The sequence below is a fragment of the Psychrobacter sp. bablab_jr014 genome (assembly GCF_016464015.1).
GTDB lineage: Bacteria > Pseudomonadota > Gammaproteobacteria > Pseudomonadales > Moraxellaceae > Psychrobacter.
Window position 1 is genome coordinate 97,947 of the sequence record NZ_JACDXT010000019.1, and the last position, 20,570, is coordinate 118,516.

Genomic DNA, 20,570 nt, shown 5'->3' on the forward strand with positions numbered 1-20,570 from the left:
TTTTTATATTTAAGGGTTCTTAATGAAAGATATTTATATTCAGTTCCGTGGTAAATACAAGGTTGACGGCGAGTCACGTGACAGCGAGCACAAAGGCTGGCTTGAAGTAAACACTTGGGATCACCTGATTCGTCAGCCAAAATCAGCCACCGCCAGTAGTGTTGGTGGTCATACCTCAGAGCGCTGTGAGCACGCTGATATGACGTTCCTAAAAGATTTGGATTCAACCAGTCCAAAGCTGTGGGAAGCGTGTTCAGCGGGTTATACCTTTGATGAAGTACAGATTGACTTTTACCGTGCCAACGGTGATAAGCGCGTGAAATATCTAGAAGTAAAACTAAAGCATGCGCTCATCTCACACGTTGAACCATCAGTACAAGCAGAAGGCGTGCCAACTGAAGAGATCGGTCTAAAGTATGCTGCGGTTGAGTGGACATACACCCAGCAAGACATTAACGGTACAGCCAAAGGCGCGGTTACCAAAAAATGGTCACTGGCGAACAACACCCCAACCTATACCGCGTAATGGGTATGGTGGATTAAACAAAAAAGAAGGGTTTGGAAACAAGCCTTTCTTTTTTCTGATTTAGGTAGGTGCGCGATGAGCTTTGGTAAACAAGAGATTGGCTTTCGACCCAACTTGTTTGATTTGTTATTCGATGATAAGCCTCGCGTCGCTGCTGAAGACATGCTGGTCAGACGCTTAAATCTAGAAGAGCTAAAGGCGTCGGTGGCTAAAGACTTAGAGTACTTGCTCAATACCCGTGCAGTATTTGATAAAAATGTCGCAGGTTATGAGCATATTGAAGGCTCTATTTTAAACTTTGGTATTTTGGATTTTGTGGGGCTGAGCAGTGCCAATCCCAATGATTGTGATTATATCTGTCGTCAGATTGCGCGTACGGTCGAGCTGCAAGACAGCCGTTTGAAAAATGTCAAAGTCAGCCTTGATATTGGTGCTGCCGACGTTAATCAGTTGTGCTTTTCTATTGATGCGTTATTAAAAGTATATCCCTCGCAGGAGCTGGTGAGTTTTGATGCTTATTTTGAGCCAAGCACCCAGCGTTACGAGATTATGTAGTTTTTAGACAGCTGTCGTATCAGCGTATTGTGCTGCTACTGATGCTACCGAGGTATTATGGACAGTTTGCTGCCTTATTTTGAGCATGAGCTTAGCTTGTTTAACAAGCAGTCAAAGGCGTTTGCCAAAAAATATCCCAAAATTGCCAGTCGTTTATTGATGGGGCAAGATACGGTTGATGACCCGCATATTGAGCGGCTGATTCAGGCGTTCTCACTTATCAGTGCGCGTATCAATAAAAAGCTCGATGACTCGTATGCAGATTTTACCGAGTCGCTGCTACAAGTGGTCTATCCTGATTACCAAAAGCCGCTACCCGCAACATCCATCGCCCAATTTACCACAGGCGTGCATGCCAGTACGCTCACAAACGGCGTACGTATCCCGCGCCACAGCAGCTTTAACACACAAAAAATTAAAGGCACGGTCTGTCAGTTCCAATCCACCCAAGATGTCACGCTCTTGCCGATTGCCATTGATGAGGTGGTCTTTGAGTCGTTAAAAGATCCGATATATTCAAAAGGCAGCTATCTAAATGGCTGTATCAAAATCAAAATTTCATTGACCAATCCCAATATCGATGCCACTTGCCTGATGCAGCATCCGATTGATTTGTATGTCGATAATGACGCCAGTCAAGGCACAAGCCTATGGGATTTACTGTACTGCGATGTCGAGCAGACGCGTATTCGCGGCGTCCGTGATATCCATAAAGCGGGCAGTCCTTTTACGCTGCTGGGCTTTGATCCTGAGCAGCAAATATTGCCTGATACCAATGTCAGTAATGCCGCCTCTACCTTATTAAAAGAGTATTTTTACTTTCCTGAAAAGTTTAACTTTTTGCGGCTAGAGCTGGATACGCTGTGTTCAGCGCAAGATATTGATTCTCAAGGCTTTGAGATACAGTGCTTTTTTAAATTTGATAAAAAAGATTCCATCCGCCTAAAAAACTTGCAGCAATTGAGCGCAGGTAGTCTTAAGCTGTTTTGTACGCCGATGGTTAATATCTTTGATTGCGCGGCAAAACCCATTCAAGTCACGCATCAGAGCGTATATTACGACCTTGTCCCCGATACCAATGCGCTGTATCAACATGAAGTGTTTGATGTCACCTCTGTCACCGCATCCAAAAAGCGCGACCATCAGCTATTACAGCATCGCTACTACTCGTTTTATGGTCTGAATCACCATGAGCAGCAAGGGGCGGGTCGCTATTATCACCTCAAGCGTGATAAAGATATGGCTGAGTTTCATCAAGGCTTTGAATATCAGATTATGTTTGTTGATAAGCATGCAGAAGACGTCGCCAATACTTTGACGATGAGTGCCACCTTGCGCTGTACCAATCGTGATTTGCCATCACAGCTGCTGTTTGGGCAGAGCCGTGGTGACTTGTTTAGTGACAGTATGACAGGCTTTAGTCGTTTGACATTTTTAAAGCAGCCGACCCGCACGGTGCGTGTCAACTATACAGGCGATGAACGCTGGCGCTTAATCTCTTTATTGGGCTTAAACTTTTTGTCTTTGTCCGCACAAAATGCCGACCTGTTAAAAGAATACCTAACACTGTTTGATGCGCCTGAAACTGCTGCCAATAAACAACTGATTGATGGTTTGGTCTCGGTAGAGACGAGCGTAAAAACCAAGCGCATTCAGCGCTATCCACAGCCAGGGTTCATACGCGGTACCGTCATTCATATTGGCATCCAAAAAGAGCCATTTTTAGAAGTTAGTATCCGCCAGTTTGCGCATTTATTGGCGGTGGTATTTGGCTACCATGCCAGCCTAAACAGTTTTGTGGAAATTGTGATGACAGATGCCGTAACCAAAGAGGAGATCTATCGATGTCAGCCCCGCAGCGGTTTTGCTCCTCTTATTTAGGCTCGCTACTCGCTGAGCCGCAGCGCTATGAGCTGATACAAGCCTATCGGTTGATTCAGCAGGCAGTAAACCGTAGTGAACAGCCGATAACGGTGAATTTTCGCGCCTCACTATCGCTCGCGTTTCCGCTCGCTGAGATTGAGTCTATGACTTTGCAGCCGCAAGAGTCGTGGGACAATCACCAGCCGAGCTTAGATATTTGTCCCAGTGTCATTGGTTTGACAGGTCCTTTGTCGGCAATGCCCGCGTTATATACCGATTACTTGGCGTCGCGTGTGCAACATGGCAAAGACAAAGCCGCTGCTGCTTTTATGGACTTGTTCAATCACCGTCTAACCCAGCTGTACGTCGATGCCAGCTGGTTTTATCACTTGCCGCTGCAATATGAAATGGGCACGCAAAATGATAAATACCTGCTAAGCCTACGCAGCCTTGCACGTCAGCCTAAAAAAATATCAACGACCGATAGTCTGATTGCCTATGCAGGGACGATTGCCCCAGGACGCTTGACGGCAGCCCAGCTCGCACACGCGCTATCACGTTTTTTAAATATTAAAGTGACGGTAGAGCAGTTCGTCGCGGAGTGGTTTGACTTACCAAGCGAGGAACAGACGGCACTGGGCACGCAGCATGCGAGTCTCGGTGTATCCAGCTTTTGTGGCTCGCGTGTGGTGCAGTACGACAGCAAAATCAGGCTGATATGCCACCGTCTCAACGAAGAAGAGTATCTGCGATTATTGCCATCGGGGGATATGTGCCGCGTGATTGTTGATTTTGTGCGTAAGTGGTGCGGTATCACCCTTGCCATTGAAATGACGCTTGAGCTGCACAAACGGCACATTCACGGTTTACAGCTCAATAAAAGCAGTCTGGGCGGTTTGGGACAAGGCAACTTCTTATGCTCAAAACCCGCGACCGAGCATCACCGCGATACCCGCTATCTACTGCCTGCAGCATAAAGGTAATGACGATGTCCTTTTACCTTATCTGCTGGTTTCGTTCTTATTGTTAACGCAACTCCTTGTTTATTTAGCCATTATTTACCTAGGATATCTATTATGAGCCAATTAAAAGCGGTCATTACGCGCCTCAGCCCAAGCTGCCGTCAAAGCCTACAACAAGCGGCAAAGCACTGTATTGAAATGGGGCATCAAGAGGTCGATGTCCTGCATCTGCTCTATGAGCTGGTTGCCACGCCAAATAACGATGTCGCTGCCATTTTAAATAAAAACAGCATCAATCAGCCTGAGCTGCTGGCTATGCTACAGGAGCAGCTAGAGACATGGTCGGTCAGTCCTGAAAGCTCGGTCGTCTTTAGCAGTCGTTTGATGGCGCTATTACAAGATGCGTGGCAAGTGGCGAGTACGCAGGCGAACCACAACGCCCAAGAAGCACAAGTAAAATCAGGGCATATCCTGCTGGTGCTGTTAAATTTTGATGACTATCAGCCACTTTTGGCAAGTCTGCCTGAAGCGCTGTGCTATATTGATGCGGCGATGCTAAAGAATGACTATGACAAAATCTGCGCGCAAAGTACAGAATCTGCATCAGTCGCTGGCGAGTCCGATGAGCCAGTAAACAAGGACAGCCAACAAGCGTCTGAACCAGCAGCAACTGTAGACACCACTCAATCGGGTAATAATGACGCACAGGCAGCGCTCGATCAATATACTTATAACTTAACCGCTCAAGCACGCGCAGGCAAAATTGACCCTGTTATCGGGCGCGAATTTGAGATTCATCAACTGATTGATATTCTTATCCGCCGCCGTCAAAACAACCCTATCCTGACAGGGGAAGCTGGCGTGGGTAAAACGGCAGTCGTTGAAGGATTGGCACAAAAAATTGTCGCTAAAGACGTGCCCGCACAATTGCAAGATGTGGCATTACACACCTTAGACTTGGGACTGTTGCAGGCAGGGGCTAGCGTCAAAGGCGAGTTTGAAAGCCGCCTAAAACAAGTGATTGAGGCAGTACAGTCGTCGCCGCAGCCGATTATTTTATTCATTGACGAAGCCCATACCTTGATTGGGGCAGGCGGCGCGGCAGGGCAAAACGATGCGGCAAACTTGTTAAAGCCTGCCTTAGCACGTGGGGAGCTGCGTACGATTGCCGCGACCACATGGTCAGAATATAAAAAATACTTTGAAAAAGACGCGGCATTGTCCCGCCGTTTTCAAGTGGTGCAGGTCAAAGAGCCTGATACCAAAACTGCGATTGCCATGATTCGTGGGTTAAGCGCCAAGATGCAGCAGCACTTTGACATCATTATCGAAGATGACGCATTGCGCGCCGCTGTCGAGCTGTCAGCGCGCTATATCAGCGAGCGTCAATTGCCCGATAAGGCAGTCAGCGTCCTGGACACCGCCGCTGCTCGCGTCAGCCTGTCAAAAACCTCCATTCCAAACGCGATTGATAAACGCCTTGCCACCGATAAACAGCTTACTCTGCATATCCAGCATTTGGATGACCAGCTTAAACGTGTGGGCAGTACCGAGCTACAAGAAAAGCTGAGCCAAAAAATTGCTGCCCTTGATGAAGAACGTCAAGAAAATAAAAAATTTACGGACGCGATGACCACAGCATGGCAAACGCAGCAAACGCTGAATCAACAGCTAGATACGTTAAGTGCTGAGCTGCGCGGTGAGCTGTCCTCAAGTGAGCGCTTGGACAAACAAGCCGAATATCAATCAATCGAGCAAGCCTTGGTAGAGGCGCAAGACGCGTATCACTTGGTACACGCGGTACTAAACGAAGTGGTGATTAAACAAGTCATTTCTGACTGGACGGGTATTCCACTTAACGACATGGCGGGCGATGAAAAAGAGCGTGTGCTCAAGCTTGCGCCTGTATTACAGCAGCAAGTGATTGGACAAGACCACGCCTTAGACGCCATTGTAAAACGCATTCATACCGCAAAAGCGCGTTTGGATGACCCAAGTCGCCCACAAGGGATTTTCTTATTGGTCGGCCCGAGTGGCGTGGGCAAAACGCAAACGGCGCATACCTTGGCAGAAGTGTTGTACGGCGGCGCGCAGAACCTGATTACCATTAATCTGTCAGAATACCAAGAAGCGCATAGTGTGGCATCACTCAAAGGCTCGCCGCCAGGCTATGTGGGCTATGGTGAAGGTGGCGTGTTGACCGAAGCTGTCCGCCGTCGTCCTTATAGCGTATTGCTGCTCGATGAAGTTGAAAAAGCGCACCCTGATGTACTCGATTTGTTTTACCAAGTGTTTGATAAAGGCGTGATGGAAGACAGCGAAGGTCGCGTCATTGACTTTAAAAACACCTTGATCTTACTGACCAGTAATGTTGGGTCATCGACCATCATGCAGGCGTGCCTCAATACCACAGGTGACAGTGAGCATGTTCTGCCTGATAGCGAAGCGCTCAAACAGCTGATCAATCCGCAGCTGTATAAGGACTTTAAACCTGCATTTTTGGGGCGTCTGACCACTATTCCTTTTTATCCGCTAACCGATGATGCGCTAGCAACCATTATTGATATCAAATTAAATAAAATCGTTGCGCGTATCCATACCAATTATGGTGTGGAGTGCCAGATTGATCCTGAAGTGATTGAGGTGATTTTGTCGCGCTGTCATGAAGTCGATTCGGGCGCGAGAAACGCGGACGCTATTATTAATCATACTTTATTGCCGCAGCTTGCCAGTCAATTGCTCGCACATGATGATACCAAAGGCACACTTGAGCGCATCACAATCAGCGTTGATGAGGCGGATGGGTTTGTTTATGAGCTAATCACCACGCCCGTCGTACCTTTGTCACAAATGGCACAGTCCAGCGCGCACGCGGGTAGCAGTGCTACTGAGTCAGAGGAGGCATTGTCATGAGCCGTACGGTATTAACGGATATTGAAACCCTACTGACGCCGATTGAGCCCAGTGACTACGGTGTGGGCGAGGACTTAAGCTTTGACCCCAGACTGGACGCCATCACGGCTGCCCGTATCGAAGACGACCCAGCATTGGCACAAGGGGACTGGGTAACTGAGCTGCGCGTGGCGGATTGGGATTTTGTCAAGTCAGAATGCGTAAGCTTGATTACTGAGACCAGTAAAGACCTGAAAATTGCGCTGTGGTATGTGGATGCACTCGGTCACACCGATCACTTAACGGGTCTTAATCACGGTCTTGCCTTTTTGAACGCGCTCAATACAGAGTATTGGGCAGCGATGTATCCACCGCTCGATGATGATGACAGCATGGATATCCGTGCAGGTCTGCTGTCTTGGTTTGTCAAAGCGATGATTGATAATCTGCGTCAGCTGCCACTATCGGACGCCGCGCATCACAGCTATAACTACAATCACTTTTTAAGTGCGCGTGAGCATGACAAGCAGCGTCAGCAAAACCATGATGTCGAGGCGGGTCTGAGTGTCGGCGACTATCACCAAGCCATTCGCCAAAGCGCCCCGCATTGGCAGACCACGCTGTTTGATGCGTTAAAAACCATGCAAACGCGCTGGCAAGCACTGACCGATCAGTTAAATGATGTGATGGGTATGGACGCGCCTGTCTTTGCGCCAGTGACCGAGCTGCTTGAAACCCTAGACGCGCACCTTGGTCCATTGATTGCTGAGCACGCAGCGGCAGCAGCTGAGACAGCAATTCCAGTCAGTGAGGGTTTAGAAGACGCAGGACAGTCCAGCGCACCGCTGCAACCTGCTGTATCGGGCTTTAATCCTCAGCACAGCGACCACCTTACCAATCGACAGCATGCACTGACACAGATGGCACAAATTCAAGACTACTTTGCGCGCAATGAGCCACACAGCCCTGTGACTTTTTTATTAAAGCGGGCGATTGAGTGGGCGGATATGCCGCTGGATCAGTGGCTGGCACGGGTCATCAAGGACGAGCAGCAAATGTCTTCATTGGTGGATATGATCGGTATCACACCGCCAGCCCCTGCTCATGAAGAGTATTAAAAAACACAGCGGCATTGACTAGCAGATGCCGCTATCTATATCGGTTATGGTCTTTAGGGCGTGTCTTCATTTTAAAAATGGTGATAAAAATGAGATAAATCACAGGCAAACAAGGAAAATAGCGCAGATAATATTGAGGTATTGACCAGCTATTTGACACCGTTTGCCAAAGATTTAGCCATTTTTAGCCTATTTAGTCGTAGACGTTTGAAGTGAAGACACGTCCTAGCTACAGAAAAGTCATTAATAAAGACCATAGCCACCCAACGCATTACCTTAATCCTTTAAAAATCAGAGGCAGGCAAACGCCCACAATGTGATGTATGGGTCACTGCTCATGACGTGAAGTCATTCAATAGGAGTCAATCATGGTGTGGACACAGGCGCATCGATACCTACAGCTGCGTAGCGCACAAACGGAGCTGGCGCAAAGTATCATCAGTGAGGCGTTCTTATTAGAAAGCTTGCTCGGGGCGGATATCCCTGATGCGGCGTATCAAGAAACAGACGCGCTGCCTGCGCCTGAACACTATCCCAGTCCTTATCATCAAGACCTACGCCGACTGTCTTACAAGGCGCGTACCGATGCGCTATTTTGCGGCTATCGCTATGTCATCACACTGGTTAATGAGCGCGCAGGGCTGTCGGTCGCGTCATGGATTGGTCAGGCGCTGTCTTTGCATTGGCAAACAGGCAGCATGCTCACACCCCGCCAAGTGCGCCACGGTATCATCACAGAGGCAAGTGCCCTTGGCAGTAATGGCGGTATGGCAACATATCGCATCGTGGTTGAGCCTGCCTTGTATCAATTGCGCCTGAGCGCGCACAATCGCCGTCACCATCACCTAAGCTTGGCGGCCTTGGTAGAGGACATTGTCAGCCCCTTTAATTTTGATATAAAAATGAGCGACGTGCTCAAAGACTGCCACATACAGCATAGCGTCCAGTACAACCAAACCGACCTTGCCTACTTGCAGCAGCATCTACAGCGCTTTGGCATCACAGGCTACTACGAGTATAGCGATAGCGCACACACCCTCGTGCTCGTGCGCCACGATGACAAAGCCTTGCACCCTGATGGCGATGACATCGCCGATACCCTAAGCCAAACCCCTGCGAGCATGGCAGACACCCAAGACCGCATCACCATGCTACGCCCGCAAATCAGCGGTCATGTTAAAGAAACACATCTGCACCGTTATGACAACCGCCTACGCGACCGCTATAGCGGCAGTCATCAAAGCGACACCAAGCAAGACGGCGCACATCAACGCTATCTGCACAGCCATACCCACATGGACAGCGATGCCCTTGAGCAGCTGGCACAGCGCCAGCAATACTATTATGAGCAGCGTGCCTATCAAGGCGAGCTACAAGGCAATATTCGTCATCTACAGCTGCCGCACAGCTATCACGTGGCAGGTAACCCCTTTGTCACCGAGCCCATTAGCATCAGCGCCATCTGTCACAAGATAGACAACCACCTACCTGTAGAATGGCTCGGGCAATCGTATATCGACCCGACCACCTTGCAGCCCAAACAGCGCGGCAAAGCCAAGCTTAATAAGACCGAGCACACCCATCACATCATCGCGCACTATCAGCCGCACCCGTATCACCATCACATTCCCTACGGGCAGCAGCTCACCAGTTTAGGACAAGCACATCCGAGCCTGCATGGACTCATGAGCGCCAGCATCATTGCAGAGGGCAGCCAAGGCATCACCACCGACCGCAACCACCGCGCCCATATCCGCTACCACTGGCAGCACGAAGATGACATGAGCATGGACGACAGCGCACAGTGGGTACCCATCGCAAGCCATGTGGTCGCTGACCACATGGGGCAGACGCACCCACTACGCCATGGTCAGCACGTTTTAATCGACTTTATCGGTGGTGACATCACTCACCCTGTCATCGTCGGCAGCACGCATAATGGTCAAGGCAACCCTGATGCCCAGCACAACAGCATCACCAGTGACAGCGATGCCATTGACGCCACCAGCCCCACATGGTTTATGAACCAAAGTCACAGCCACCCTATCGACGGCATCAAGACCCAAAGTATCGATAGCAGCCGTACAGGGGACGCTACCAAAGACAGCACCACCAATGGCTACAACCAGCTGATGTTTGACCTATATACAGGCAGTGAACAAATCAGTCTCTACAGTAGCAGTCATCACAGCAGCATGAACCTTGGGCAACTGTATCAGCAGACCGACCACATCCGAGGTCAAGCGCGTGGACAAGGTATCAGCATCGAAACCCAAGCGGCAGGCAGTCTACAAGGCAGCACAGGACTGTACATCAGTAGCGACAATAGCAAAGGGCACATGAGTCATCAAAACCACAGCCAACTACAAACCGCCGACCAGCAGCAACAAGCCTACGCCACCCTAGCAAGCACCCATCAGCCTGTTGGACTAAAAGCCAACAGTGAACCACCCATGGAAGACGGCGAACCCCCCTATGCACAGGTTAGTAAAGACAGCACCGACACTGCCTTGAGTGATGCAGGTACATGGCAACAGCCGCATATCCTAATACACGCCCAGCATGATATGGGTATCTTTACAGGGCAGCACAGTCAGCAGACCAGCACGAAAAATACGCATAGCCATGCCACAGACAGCACACATCACCACAGCCAATCGCAGATCAATCATCTGGTCGCGGGCAATGTGCAGTACTACAGCAACAAAGCCCAGACGCACACCGCCGCTCATGGCGATATGGTCATCCAAGCGCATCAAAACGAGATGCGCCTAGACAGTGAGCAGATCCTACGCATCCATAGCCGCAGCAGTATCGACATCATCGCGCCCGATACACTGACCCTAAAAGCGGCAGGTAGCGGTATTGAGATGTTAGGTGGCGATGTGACATTGATTACGCCAAGTCAAGCGGGCTATAAGGCAAGTAAGGTGGACTGGGGTAGTGGGGGTGGGGAGGGTGACGGGGGCATTCAATCAATTAGTTTAAGACAGTCCAGAATTATAGATGGCGAGAAGTTTTATCTAAAATATAAAGCTGAGGACGAACAGGGAAATCCTATACGTAACCGTGATTATATTGCCTATAACCATACCTCAGAAGAAGTGATCACGGGTAAAACGGATAATTTTGGATACACTGAGCAGTTCATTACTGAAGAGCCAGCAGAAATTGAAATACATGTTATAGAGGGGCAAGATGATGGCTAAGAAAACAGGGTATATTCATTTGCATATCAGTGGTAGCCTACCAGTTCTATCTAAAATTCAGTATCGAATTGACATTAATAATGCTGGTATTTTTTCTAAATTACCATTGATAGGGTCTATCGAAAAATTAGGAAGTAAAACAATTCGGTTTCAATACGATGATACCAAAGTTAGTGTTGACGATATGCTTATAACTTACCAAGTAATGGCGAGCTCTAATACCAAACTTGTTTTAGCTCAAGGTATAATAGAGGCTTCTGATACAGGAAGTATGGACTCACTAGGCAGAAACTCCAATTCAATTTATATTAAATCAACAAAAGCTGTGACTCAATCAAATAAGGAGATGGAACGGCAAGTGCGTATTGCTGCTTGTAGTCATAAAGATGGTGCTATCCAAGTAGCTCAATATATCGTTGATGAAATAAAGACTAATGTTAATTCTCCAGTTGCACATAGAATGAGATATCACTTAACAGGTGAACTCTCTAATCAACTCAGAAGGGTGTTTGATAAAGCTGACGCGTCAATTACACGAATATCTAAACAGACAGGGTACCCTATATCAGGTGCAAACCATAGAAGTAGATCTAAAATTACCGCTGCAGAGCTTTGGATTGGACAAGTGAATACTGGAAAGCCATGGGATCATAAGCTTAAAATTCGAGAGAAGTTTAAACATGTAGCTGTCCATCGTCCTCTACCACCACCAAGTAATACGTGGTCTGAAACTTACTATCATAAGTACAAAGAATATGATTACTATCTAGATATATGGTCGAACATTCATTATGGGTACGTAGGAAGGTCAGTTGGATTTACAGCAAATGAGTTGATTACAGGTTCTAATATCGCTCAGTATGTAAGTGACGCTGTAAGATTAGAAATGAGCGGCGATACTGCGGATGATAAGACAGCTATGGAAATTGGAATTGGACTTTACGAAAAGTATAAACTAAGCAAAAATATTACAGCATCTATACTTTTAAGGGAGATAATTTCTCAACCAAATAATAAACTTCCAGTTTCAAAAGTAAAACATTATTGTCTTAGATAGTTAATGAAACCATACTGATTGAAATTTATACGGATTTTTTATGAAATATAAAATAGCTATTTTTTTAATTATTTCTTTTTTGGCTTATATTTTTTATAGTCTTTTCTTTCCAGGTTTAAAAATAATTAATAATACAAATAATATTATTAGAGCAACTAAAGGTGAATTTAAAAACAAAAATTCTGACCCTGATCTAGATGAAGTGGAAGACATGTTTGATAATATAGTATATATAAAACCAAATGAAAGTTATACTTATAATATTAGTATGAAATCCTTAATAAATAATGAAAAAATAAGAGTAGATGTATCATACGAAAAAGAAGGTTTAGTTTCGGGAAGAAGTTTTATAATAGGAGATAGTGGGTCTTGTAAGTATAAAATAAATATCTATGATGGTTATAATGATATTGAGACTAGAGGATTGGATATTTGCTATAGAAAGTTGTCAATAGCTGAAGATGATATTTAGTTAAATTAATAATAAAAATCAATCACTACTGTTTTTGTATAAAAAGTAAATCCTAGAAATTTAGAGGTGTTTTAAAAAGTATGAAGATTTCAAAATACCTTTTTCGTTTATATCTTTATTTATAATTTTTCTATTGTATATTCTTGTGTTTTAAGCCCTGGGGTAGAAGTAGTTAACTTAAAAAATTATGATTTAAAGTTATTTAGAGGTGAGTCTAACGCTAATTCTATAGAGCCTTCATTGGAAGAGGTAGATAGAATGCTCAATAGTACTACTACTATAAAACCACAGGAGTCATATTCCTTTAGTATTAGAAGAAAGTATGTTTTCTCCAGTAAAGAAAACAAAGTTAATATAGCTTTGTATGATGCTGATTCAATCAATACAACATCTACAGAATATTCAAAATAATTTTTTATTAGTGATGATGGGTTTTGTAAGTATGCAATTAAAATTTATGATGATTTTATAGATATAAAAACAAGTAGTTTTAATATTTGCTATAAGAGGCTACTTATAGTCAAGTAAATAATCAATATTTTTTTAAAAAGATAATTAAAGCAAAATAAATAATAGTTGATATTCTAGAACCTATGGATAAATTCTTTTCATCTGCAGAAAAGCGTAATTATTTTTTTGATGAACATGGGTATCTTTCATGCTCTAAAACGCCTTGAGATTAGTCAAAAAAAGACCTTGGAACATCCAAAAGCGTGTCCGATGAAGAGAGCGATATATCAGCATAAGCTTGATCGCTTTATACAGCAAGGCTACCGTATTATTTATATAGATGAAAGTGGCTTTGAGAGCCAGACCATTCGCTCTCATGATTATGCACCGATAGGAAAACCTTGTATCGATCGCTACAACTGACAAGGTAAAAAGCGAACCCATGTGATTTGGGGGTATTTACCATTAATGAAGTTTAGGCAGCCTTATGAGCTTAAAATAGTCGATTATAAAGACGTTCATCCAGACTTACATTTAGATCGCTATAACCAAGCTTATACACCGCTCAATCTTTATGTCGCAGATCCTAAAACGGGTGATATCACTCATCACCTTAAGCTTGAGGACTATAGAGTAGACCCCCGCGTACACTGGGCATTTATTCGTACCTATATGGAGCGTCCAGCCGAGGATTTACCAATTGATAACGAGATTTGCCAAGCCTATCCTGCAGATACCAGCAAGTCGCTATTTGCGTGCGCAGATATCATTTATCGCAAATTAGGCATACTAAACAGCCGTCATACAGGCGCTGGGCGGGCAGTTATGCTGATAGTTGGGTCACTCATTGCACTGGATAATTTATTTCAAGCCAATCATTACGCTTGCCAAGCGCGCTATTTTACACCCTGAAGTAAAAAAGCTGCTGACGTGGGATGGTAAGGACAATCCCTACCCCATACAACCGATAACCCCCGAAGCACAAAAGGCATTTACAGGTAAAAACTGGCAGGTCAACCTCTCTTGGATAGTTGCTATCGGTATCAATATCTGGCTATTTGCGCTAGCAGTGATGGCTTATAACGGTTAAATGAAATGCTTTTACCTAGCAGCTTACCCGAGACTGACTAAAAGTGTAGGGCAAAAGGTTAAGTAAGTGCTATGGACTCGCAGGCGCGTTAGCAGCGTCTTGCTCACTGCGATGCCACTCATACAAGCCCACAAAAGCATTGACCTGATAAACCATCGTTTGGATGGCAAAGATACAGTTGCCCGACATCAGATTGACGATGAGCCAAACAAAATTCACGATAATCCATAGCCACCAGTTAAACGAGTAGCGCAAAATCATCGCCGCCTGCGCGGTGATGGACAGCACGAACGCCAACACATTAATCCAAAAGAACGATATTACACCTAAAAATAAGCTGTTGTCATTTTCGACCACTGCATAGCCGTAGCTGGCGAGCAAGCGGTTCACGGTTGGGAAAAGTGCCAAACCAATCACAATAAATGCCGCAGTAATCAGCCATACCCATTTGCTTGCTGACTTAGGCACCATGTCGCCATCAGCATCGGTGTGCTTTGACCAATAAAAAATACCGTAGACGTGGGTAAAAAAGTTAAATAGCGGCGCAAGCATCAGACCGACCGCGCCTGAGGTCGCCTGTACCACGACTTCACCTGCGGTCGCCGCCATGCCCAAGCCATTACCCATGACGTTTTTACGAAACGACAGCGATACCACACAGATAAGTCCCACAAAGGACACGCCTAAATAAAATATATCTAGTCCTGTGTGCTCTGTCGTCAGCCAAAACCCCGCTGACAGTGCTGCGACCCCAAAAATAAACCAAGCGATAATCCATTGCATCGCCCATTTACCTGTTAAATTGTCCAAAAATTGAATACGCATACGGCTCGTCCTTACTTATATTGGTTGTTCTTTTTATTATTAAAGTGATTAACAGAATCTCGAAATCGTACTCAGTAGACACGTTGTCCGTGCAAACCAAACAGGTAATCAATCGTCATTTTGCTGATAGATATGCGCGTTAATAAATGCCACTGCCGCTTCATAACGGGCGTCATAGTCAGGCGCATCAATCACATGCGGGATGATGTTATGACGCGCAAATATCTCAAGCAGACGCGCTTCAAAGCGTCCACGTGCCTCAGGGTCGCCCAGCGAGCGCATACCATCATCGACCCACGGCGTATTGTTGTCGAGCATGATGGTGTAGTCGCAGCGAAAGGTCTCCGCACAGGCAGCCACAAATGGATGCGTGCGCCCCTCATACTCCTCACAAAATGCTTGCGTGGTCACAAAGTCGGTATCAATGATGGTGACAGGCGCCAGCGCTTCTTTTTTCGCGGCGCGCATCGCTTCGGCATGGTCGAGGGCAATCGGCGCATAGTCGCTGTATTGCAAGCCCAGCTCGCTACCGCCCAAGTCCGTACCCACATACAGCCGCCCCATTTCTAGCGCGTAGCTTGCACCGTAATAATTGACCAGCTTATGTAATAAAGTCGTTTTGCCAGAGCTTTCACCACCGACGATTGCCACGGTTTTGGTATAGTCGCCGCGCGCCTCAGGGTGTAGCGCCGACCAGTACGCGACAGGGTCTGCTGCAATGGCTGCGCTATCAAAGCCTGTTGTTTCCAATGTCATAAAGGGTAGAGCAGCGGTTTCTATTTCTTTGTCCTGAACGTCATCAAGCTGGGCAAAAATACTGTCCTTGGTTACATACAGCGGCGTCTCGGTAGGGCATTCTAGCGTTTTATACAGTGCTGAGATTTGTGTTTTATAATCGCCCAGTGGTGTAGGCAACGCCTTAGCATCATAAGCAGGAATAGGCGCTTGTGACAGGTGTAGCACCACAAAAGGCAAATCGGCGCACGCCATCTGTAGCCAGCGCGCTTTGTCTTGCAAAGTAATGACAAAATCAGAATGCGGGCGCGCACTTGGCGTAATCACCACATGCAACGTTTTAACCTGTCCAACCGCCGCCATAATATGGCGTAGATGTCCTAAATGCAGCGGTTCAAAATCCGAAATCAATACCCCAAAATCTTGAATCATCGCGTATTACATCCTTTTTCTTGTCTTATTCTTATGTTTGGTTTGTTCTTTATTTGCCTTAAGGTTTGGCAAATGGTCTGAAGCATAAAATATGGTATAAACAATTCTATTGGAATGCAGGTAGGTTATTGTAAGCGGCAGCGCTGTTATGCTGTATAGATGTAAATTTACACGTGTTAGATTTATACGTTTAATTTGAAAGACTTAGCATCATAAAGCCTGCAAAGTAACACCTGAGCAACAAAGTTAATATCGAAACATTTTGAAATACCCATTTAGAATCAGGGATTTATGACAAGGTGTGACAGGTAAGGGCAATATTACGTTGCACAAGTTCACAAAGTACACTCATACACTCAACAGTAGAAAAGCGTCCGCTTGCTATACTCAAAGTTAAGTTCACAGCACGACACTTTTATAAAAAATAAGCGCCATTAAGCGCAAAAAGAATAATAAAACAAATATAAAAAAGTGTTGATGCTGTGTTCTAGTATCTGAATATTAAAAAGAAGTATTAGAATAAATACCAAACAATTTTTTAAAATTTAAACGGATTGCTACTAAATATTTAGACATTACAAATTTAAAAATCATTTAAAAATAACGATTAAAACGATAAAGAAACACAGAGAGAGGTACTTATTGTGGAAACACTAGCAAAACTACACAGGTCGCGAAAAAACCGCATGATTGCTGGCGTGATGGGTGGTATTGCAGAATATTTTGGCTGGTCACCGTTTTGGGTGCGTGTCTTATTCGTAGTGATATCTTCGTTAAGCGCGGCTGTCCCTGGTATTTTGATTTATATCGTTTTGTGGGTTGTGATGCCAAACGCCACTGACGCTTCATATCGTTAATGCTTTTATATTTGTTAATACGTTTAATTTAATAAAGCATATTTTTTTACCAGTATAAGAAAACGCTTTATCTCAGACAGCAGTAAGATTGACAGATTAATAATAATAAGAACAAGTGCGTACTTATAATAAAAAACCTGCACAAGCAGGATCATAAACATCCGCTTTTCCTCCTGCCCAGATGCTCATCCATCTGGGTATTTTTTTGTGCAAATGCGCGTCAATCGTGCTTAAGACAAAAATTTAGTTGCGCGATGTATGGATAAAATCCTTGTTTTTTAGTAAGGTGAGCAAACAAATGGACACACCAAGGCAGCGAGTGCCGATATTGGCAAATGCAGCGCTGCTGTGTCCGTCTGGTCTCATACTTTTTATTCTAAAGTGACTTTTTTATGACTTCCCAAGCTACGACCTCACAACCGATGACCTTTCAAGATTTGATTCTCACGCTACAAAATTATTGGGCGTCTAAGGGCTGCGTGATTTTGCAGCCGTATGATATGGAAGTGGGCGCAGGCACGTTTCATACCGCGACATTTTTGCGCTCGTTAGGCCCTGAACGCTGGAATGCCGCTTATGTGCAGCCATCACGCCGCCCAACCGACGGACGCTATGGCGACAACCCCAACCGCTTGCAGCATTATTACCAGTTTCAGGCAGTACTAAAGCCAAACCCGCCAAACATTCAAGAGCTGTATTTGGACTCGCTGCGTGCGATTGGTATTGACCCTTTGGTACATGACATTCGCTTTGTCGAAGACAACTGGGAATCACCAACGCTCGGCGCGTGGGGTCTTGGCTGGGAAGTATGGCTGAACGGCATGGAGGTCACCCAGTTTACGTATTTTCAGCAAGTGGGCGGCATTGAGTGTTTCCCTGTCACAGGCGAGATTACCTACGGTCTTGAGCGCCTTGCGATGTATGTGCAAGGGGTGGACAGCGTATATGACCTCGTATGGGCGGACGGTGAGTTTGGCCGCGTGAGCTACGGCGATGTGTTCCACCAAAACGAAGTGGAGCAATCAACCTATAACTTTGAGCACGCCGATATCGAAAAAACCTCAGAGCTGTTTGACTTTTATGAAGACCAAGCGGACAAGCTAACGGCGGCAGGCTTGCCACTACCCGCGTATGAGATGGTGCTTAAGGCCTCACATGCTTTTAACTTACTGGACGCACGTGGCGCGATTTCGGTTACTGAGCGTCAGCGCTTTATTTTGCGTGTGCGTACCTTAGCGCGTAAAGTTGCCTTTGGCTATGTCGAAGCGCGTGCTAAATTGGGCTTCCCATTAGCGGACGACGCACACCGCGCCGAGGCGTTAGAAAAATACCTGCCCAAAGAAGAAACGGCAGCCAAGACCGAAAATAACACTGCAAACGCGCAACAATAGGAGCACCTCATGACCACCATTTTATTTGAATTAGGATGCGAAGAGCTGCCCCCAAAAAGCCTAAAGCCACTACGTGATGCGCTTGTCAGCAGCGTGACTGAGCAGCTAAACGCCGCAGAGATTGGCTTTGGTGAGATTATTGCCTTTGCTGCGCCGCGCCGCTTAGCGATTCAAATTAAAGACATCGCGGACAAACAGCCTGACCGCAGCGAGCAAAAACGCGGCCCTGCGATTAAAGCGGCCTTTGATGCCGACGGCAACCCAACCCGCGCAGCCATGGGCTTTGCCAAGGGCTTGGGCATTGAGCCATCGGAGCTGACGACCATCAATACCGATAAAGGCGACTACGTGGGCTATGAGCAGACCATTCATGGTAAAGCCACTGCCGAGCTGCTGCCTGAGATTTTCCAAACCGCGCTTGATAACCTACCGATTGCCAAGCGTATGCGCTCGGGCGCGTCAAAAGAAGAATTTGTACGCCCTGTACAGTGGGTGGTGTTGATGCAAGATGACGCGGTGATTGACGCGACCATCCAAGGGCATCAAACAGGCAAGCAAACGCGTGGTCACCGCTTCCACAGCCCTGACTATCGCGAAATCGACCATGCAGACAACTACGAAGCGATACTCGAAGACGCGCGCGTGATTGCGAGCTTTGATAAGCGTCAGATGATGATTGCCAATCAAGTCAAGGCATTAGCAACCGAAGTCAACGCCCAAGCCATCGTACCTGAGGCACTGCTGGATGAAGTCACCGCGCTGGTTGATTTACCGATTGCACTGCGTGCAAGCTTTGAGCCGCGCTTTTTACAAGTGCCACAAGAGGCGCTTATCTCGACCATGCAGGCAGACCAAAAGTATTTTTGTTTGACCGATGAGGCAGGCAAATTACAGCCGTACTTTATTTTTATTACCAATATCGAATCTAGAGACCCTACGCAGATTGTCTCTGGTAACGAAAAAGTTGTGCGTCCACGTCTTGCCGATGCTGAGTTTTTCTTCTTACAAGACCAAAAGCAGCCTTTGTTTGCGTTGACCGAAAGTCTGAAAACTCGCGTCTTCCAAGAGCAGCTGGGCACGATTTTTGAGAAATCAGAGCGTATCGCCAAGCTTGCTGCCTTTATCGCAGGCTTGCTACAGCAAAGCGGGCACACGATTAATATTGATGAGACCGTACGCGCAGCAATGCTTGCCAAAGCCGATTTGGCAAGCTCATTGGTCGGCGAGTTCCCTGAGCTGCAAGGCATCGCGGGCACGTATTATGCGCGTCTGAACGGCGAGCCTGAAGCGGTCGCCGCAAGTTTAGAAGAGCAGTATTTGCCGAAGTTTAGTGGTGATGCCTTGCCACAAACGCCGATTGGCATTTGCTTAGCACTGGCTGACAGACTCGATACCTTGGTCGGTATTTTTGCCATTGGTCAAGCGCCGACAGGCTCAAAAGATCCGTTCAGCCTACGCCGTCAAGCGATTGGTATTTTGCGTATTTTGATTGAAAAGCAGCTGCCCATCAATATCGTGGCGCTGGTTGAGCAGGCGATTAAAAACTACAACAGCGGCGAGACGCAAAAAGTCGCTAAGATGGGCGAGACCTTTACCCAAGTCATGGCGTTCTTAAACTCGCGCTATCGTGCGATGTATACCGAACAAGGTGTGAGCGTGGATACTATCCAAGCGGTGCAAGCGATTAACCCGCACATGCCGCTTGATTTTGACCAGCGTATCCATGCCGTGCAGAATTTTAGAGCCTTGCCACAAGCAGCAGGTCTTGCTGATGCCAATAAGCGCGTGGCGAATATCTTGGCAAAATCAGAAGACTCGCCAAGCGATGCGGTAGATACAGCGCTATTACAAGAAGCGCCAGAGCAAGCCTTGCATGAGGCGATTGAGCAAGCAAAAGCAGTCACTGCGCCGCTGATTGATGACGCCAACTACACGCAAGTGCTTGAGCAACTGGCACAACTAGAAGCGCCATTGACCGCGTTCTTTGCTGACGTGATGGTGAACAGTGAAGACGTGGCGCTACGCCGTAACCGCTTGGCGTTACTCAGCCAAGTGCGTGCACTGTTCTTAACCGTTGCCGATATCAGTGAATTGCAGATGTAAGGCTATAGCTGGTTATTAACGACAATAAAAAAC

Annotated in this window: 16 protein-coding genes; 14 read left to right on the top strand and 2 right to left on the bottom strand. The window is 46.4% G+C overall.

Annotated features, from left to right (window positions below; genetic code table 11):
* Positions 1-22 precede the first annotated feature (22 nt).
* The 11 genes from JIE71_RS05110 (at position 23) to JIE71_RS05160 (ending at position 14,194) form a co-directional block, all read left to right on the top strand.
* Positions 23-526, top strand: a complete 504-nt coding sequence (locus JIE71_RS05110; protein ID WP_199507656.1) for an Hcp family type VI secretion system effector — start codon at positions 23-25, stop codon at positions 524-526.
* 75 nt (positions 527-601) lie between these two features.
* A complete protein-coding gene (tssE, locus tag JIE71_RS05115; RefSeq protein ID WP_199507657.1) occupies positions 602-1,081 on the top strand; it encodes a type VI secretion system baseplate subunit TssE in 480 nt (159 codons plus the stop codon).
* Positions 1,082-1,138: 57 nt separating this feature from the next.
* Positions 1,139-2,962 (top strand): type VI secretion system baseplate subunit TssF, encoded by a 1,824-nt coding sequence (tssF, locus tag JIE71_RS05120; RefSeq protein ID WP_199507658.1) that lies wholly within the window; start codon positions 1,139-1,141, stop codon positions 2,960-2,962.
* On the top strand, positions 2,926-3,921 hold the full coding sequence (tssG, locus tag JIE71_RS05125; protein WP_199507659.1) for a type VI secretion system baseplate subunit TssG: 996 nt from the start codon (positions 2,926-2,928) through the stop codon (positions 3,919-3,921). The genes tssF and tssG overlap by 37 nt, the downstream gene beginning before the upstream one ends.
* A 99-nt stretch (positions 3,922-4,020) precedes the next feature.
* Positions 4,021-6,819 carry a type VI secretion system ATPase TssH gene (gene tssH, locus JIE71_RS05130; protein ID WP_199507660.1) on the top strand — a complete coding sequence of 933 codons (2,799 nt, stop codon included), beginning with the start codon at positions 4,021-4,023 and terminating at the stop codon, positions 6,817-6,819.
* Positions 6,816-7,916 carry a type VI secretion system protein TssA gene (tssA, locus tag JIE71_RS05135; protein WP_199507661.1) on the top strand — a complete coding sequence of 367 codons (1,101 nt, stop codon included), beginning with the start codon at positions 6,816-6,818 and terminating at the stop codon, positions 7,914-7,916. The genes tssH and tssA overlap by 4 nt, the downstream gene beginning before the upstream one ends.
* Positions 7,917-8,284: 368 nt before the next feature.
* Positions 8,285-11,125, top strand: coding sequence for a type VI secretion system Vgr family protein (locus tag JIE71_RS05140; RefSeq protein ID WP_199507662.1), 2,841 nt, complete (start codon positions 8,285-8,287; stop codon positions 11,123-11,125).
* Positions 11,115-12,182 (top strand): polymorphic toxin type 44 domain-containing protein, encoded by a 1,068-nt coding sequence (locus JIE71_RS05145; RefSeq protein WP_199507663.1) that lies wholly within the window; start codon positions 11,115-11,117, stop codon positions 12,180-12,182. The genes JIE71_RS05140 and JIE71_RS05145 overlap by 11 nt, the downstream gene beginning before the upstream one ends.
* 40 nt (positions 12,183-12,222) lie before the next feature.
* Entirely contained in the window at positions 12,223-12,654 is a 432-nt protein-coding gene (locus JIE71_RS05150; protein ID WP_199507664.1) for a hypothetical protein, read from the top strand.
* A 645-nt stretch (positions 12,655-13,299) separates the two neighbouring features.
* Positions 13,300-13,527, top strand: coding sequence for a hypothetical protein (locus tag JIE71_RS05155; protein ID WP_199507665.1), 228 nt, complete (start codon positions 13,300-13,302; stop codon positions 13,525-13,527).
* A gap of 424 nt (positions 13,528-13,951) precedes the next feature.
* Positions 13,952-14,194, top strand: a complete 243-nt coding sequence (locus JIE71_RS05160) for a hypothetical protein (RefSeq protein ID WP_199507666.1) — start codon at positions 13,952-13,954, stop codon at positions 14,192-14,194.
* Between the two features lie 69 nt (positions 14,195-14,263).
* Here the strand turns inward: JIE71_RS05160 and pnuC are convergent, their stop codons facing one another.
* Both pnuC and nadR read right to left on the bottom strand, forming a co-directional pair.
* Entirely contained in the window at positions 14,264-15,019 is a 756-nt protein-coding gene (gene pnuC, locus JIE71_RS05165; protein WP_199507667.1) for a nicotinamide riboside transporter PnuC, read from the bottom strand.
* A gap of 108 nt (positions 15,020-15,127) precedes the next feature.
* Entirely contained in the window at positions 15,128-16,186 is a 1,059-nt protein-coding gene (gene nadR / locus JIE71_RS05170; RefSeq protein ID WP_206767398.1) for a multifunctional transcriptional regulator/nicotinamide-nucleotide adenylyltransferase/ribosylnicotinamide kinase NadR, read from the bottom strand.
* A gap of 644 nt (positions 16,187-16,830) precedes the next feature.
* On the opposite strand from nadR, the gene JIE71_RS05175 reads away from it, so the two are divergent.
* From JIE71_RS05175 to glyS, 3 genes are all read left to right on the top strand, one after another.
* Complete coding sequence (locus tag JIE71_RS05175; RefSeq protein WP_199507668.1) at positions 16,831-17,043, top strand: PspC domain-containing protein; 213 nt, start codon at positions 16,831-16,833, stop codon at positions 17,041-17,043.
* A gap of 422 nt (positions 17,044-17,465) precedes the next feature.
* Positions 17,466-18,434: a glycine--tRNA ligase subunit alpha gene (gene glyQ, locus JIE71_RS05180; RefSeq protein WP_199507836.1), complete on the top strand. Its 969-nt coding sequence runs from the start codon at positions 17,466-17,468 to the stop codon at positions 18,432-18,434.
* A gap of 9 nt (positions 18,435-18,443) precedes the next feature.
* A complete protein-coding gene (glyS, locus tag JIE71_RS05185) occupies positions 18,444-20,537 on the top strand; it encodes a glycine--tRNA ligase subunit beta (protein WP_199507669.1) in 2,094 nt (697 codons plus the stop codon).
* The last annotated feature ends 33 nt before the right edge of the window (positions 20,538-20,570 follow it).

Bases quoted from the DNA above. Each gene is read 5' to 3' on its own strand.
- JIE71_RS05110 (WP_199507656.1), top strand. From the start codon at position 23: ATGAAAGATATTTATATTCAGTTCCGTGGTAAATACAAGGTTGACGGC.
- tssE (WP_199507657.1), top strand. From the start codon at position 602: ATGAGCTTTGGTAAACAAGAGATTGGCTTTCGACCCAACTTGTTTGAT.
- tssF (WP_199507658.1), top strand. From the start codon at position 1,139: ATGGACAGTTTGCTGCCTTATTTTGAGCATGAGCTTAGCTTGTTTAAC.
- tssG (WP_199507659.1), top strand. From the start codon at position 2,926: ATGTCAGCCCCGCAGCGGTTTTGCTCCTCTTATTTAGGCTCGCTACTC.
- tssH (WP_199507660.1), top strand. From the start codon at position 4,021: ATGAGCCAATTAAAAGCGGTCATTACGCGCCTCAGCCCAAGCTGCCGT.
- tssA (WP_199507661.1), top strand. From the start codon at position 6,816: ATGAGCCGTACGGTATTAACGGATATTGAAACCCTACTGACGCCGATT.
- JIE71_RS05140 (WP_199507662.1), top strand. From the start codon at position 8,285: ATGGTGTGGACACAGGCGCATCGATACCTACAGCTGCGTAGCGCACAA.
- JIE71_RS05145 (WP_199507663.1), top strand. From the start codon at position 11,115: ATGATGGCTAAGAAAACAGGGTATATTCATTTGCATATCAGTGGTAGC.
- JIE71_RS05150 (WP_199507664.1), top strand. From the start codon at position 12,223: ATGAAATATAAAATAGCTATTTTTTTAATTATTTCTTTTTTGGCTTAT.
- JIE71_RS05155 (WP_199507665.1), top strand. From the start codon at position 13,300: ATGGGTATCTTTCATGCTCTAAAACGCCTTGAGATTAGTCAAAAAAAG.
- pnuC (WP_199507667.1), bottom strand. From the start codon at position 15,019: ATGCGTATTCAATTTTTGGACAATTTAACAGGTAAATGGGCGATGCAA.
- nadR (WP_206767398.1), bottom strand. From the start codon at position 16,186: ATGATTCAAGATTTTGGGGTATTGATTTCGGATTTTGAACCGCTGCAT.
- glyQ (WP_199507836.1), top strand. From the start codon at position 17,466: ATGACCTTTCAAGATTTGATTCTCACGCTACAAAATTATTGGGCGTCT.
- glyS (WP_199507669.1), top strand. From the start codon at position 18,444: ATGACCACCATTTTATTTGAATTAGGATGCGAAGAGCTGCCCCCAAAA.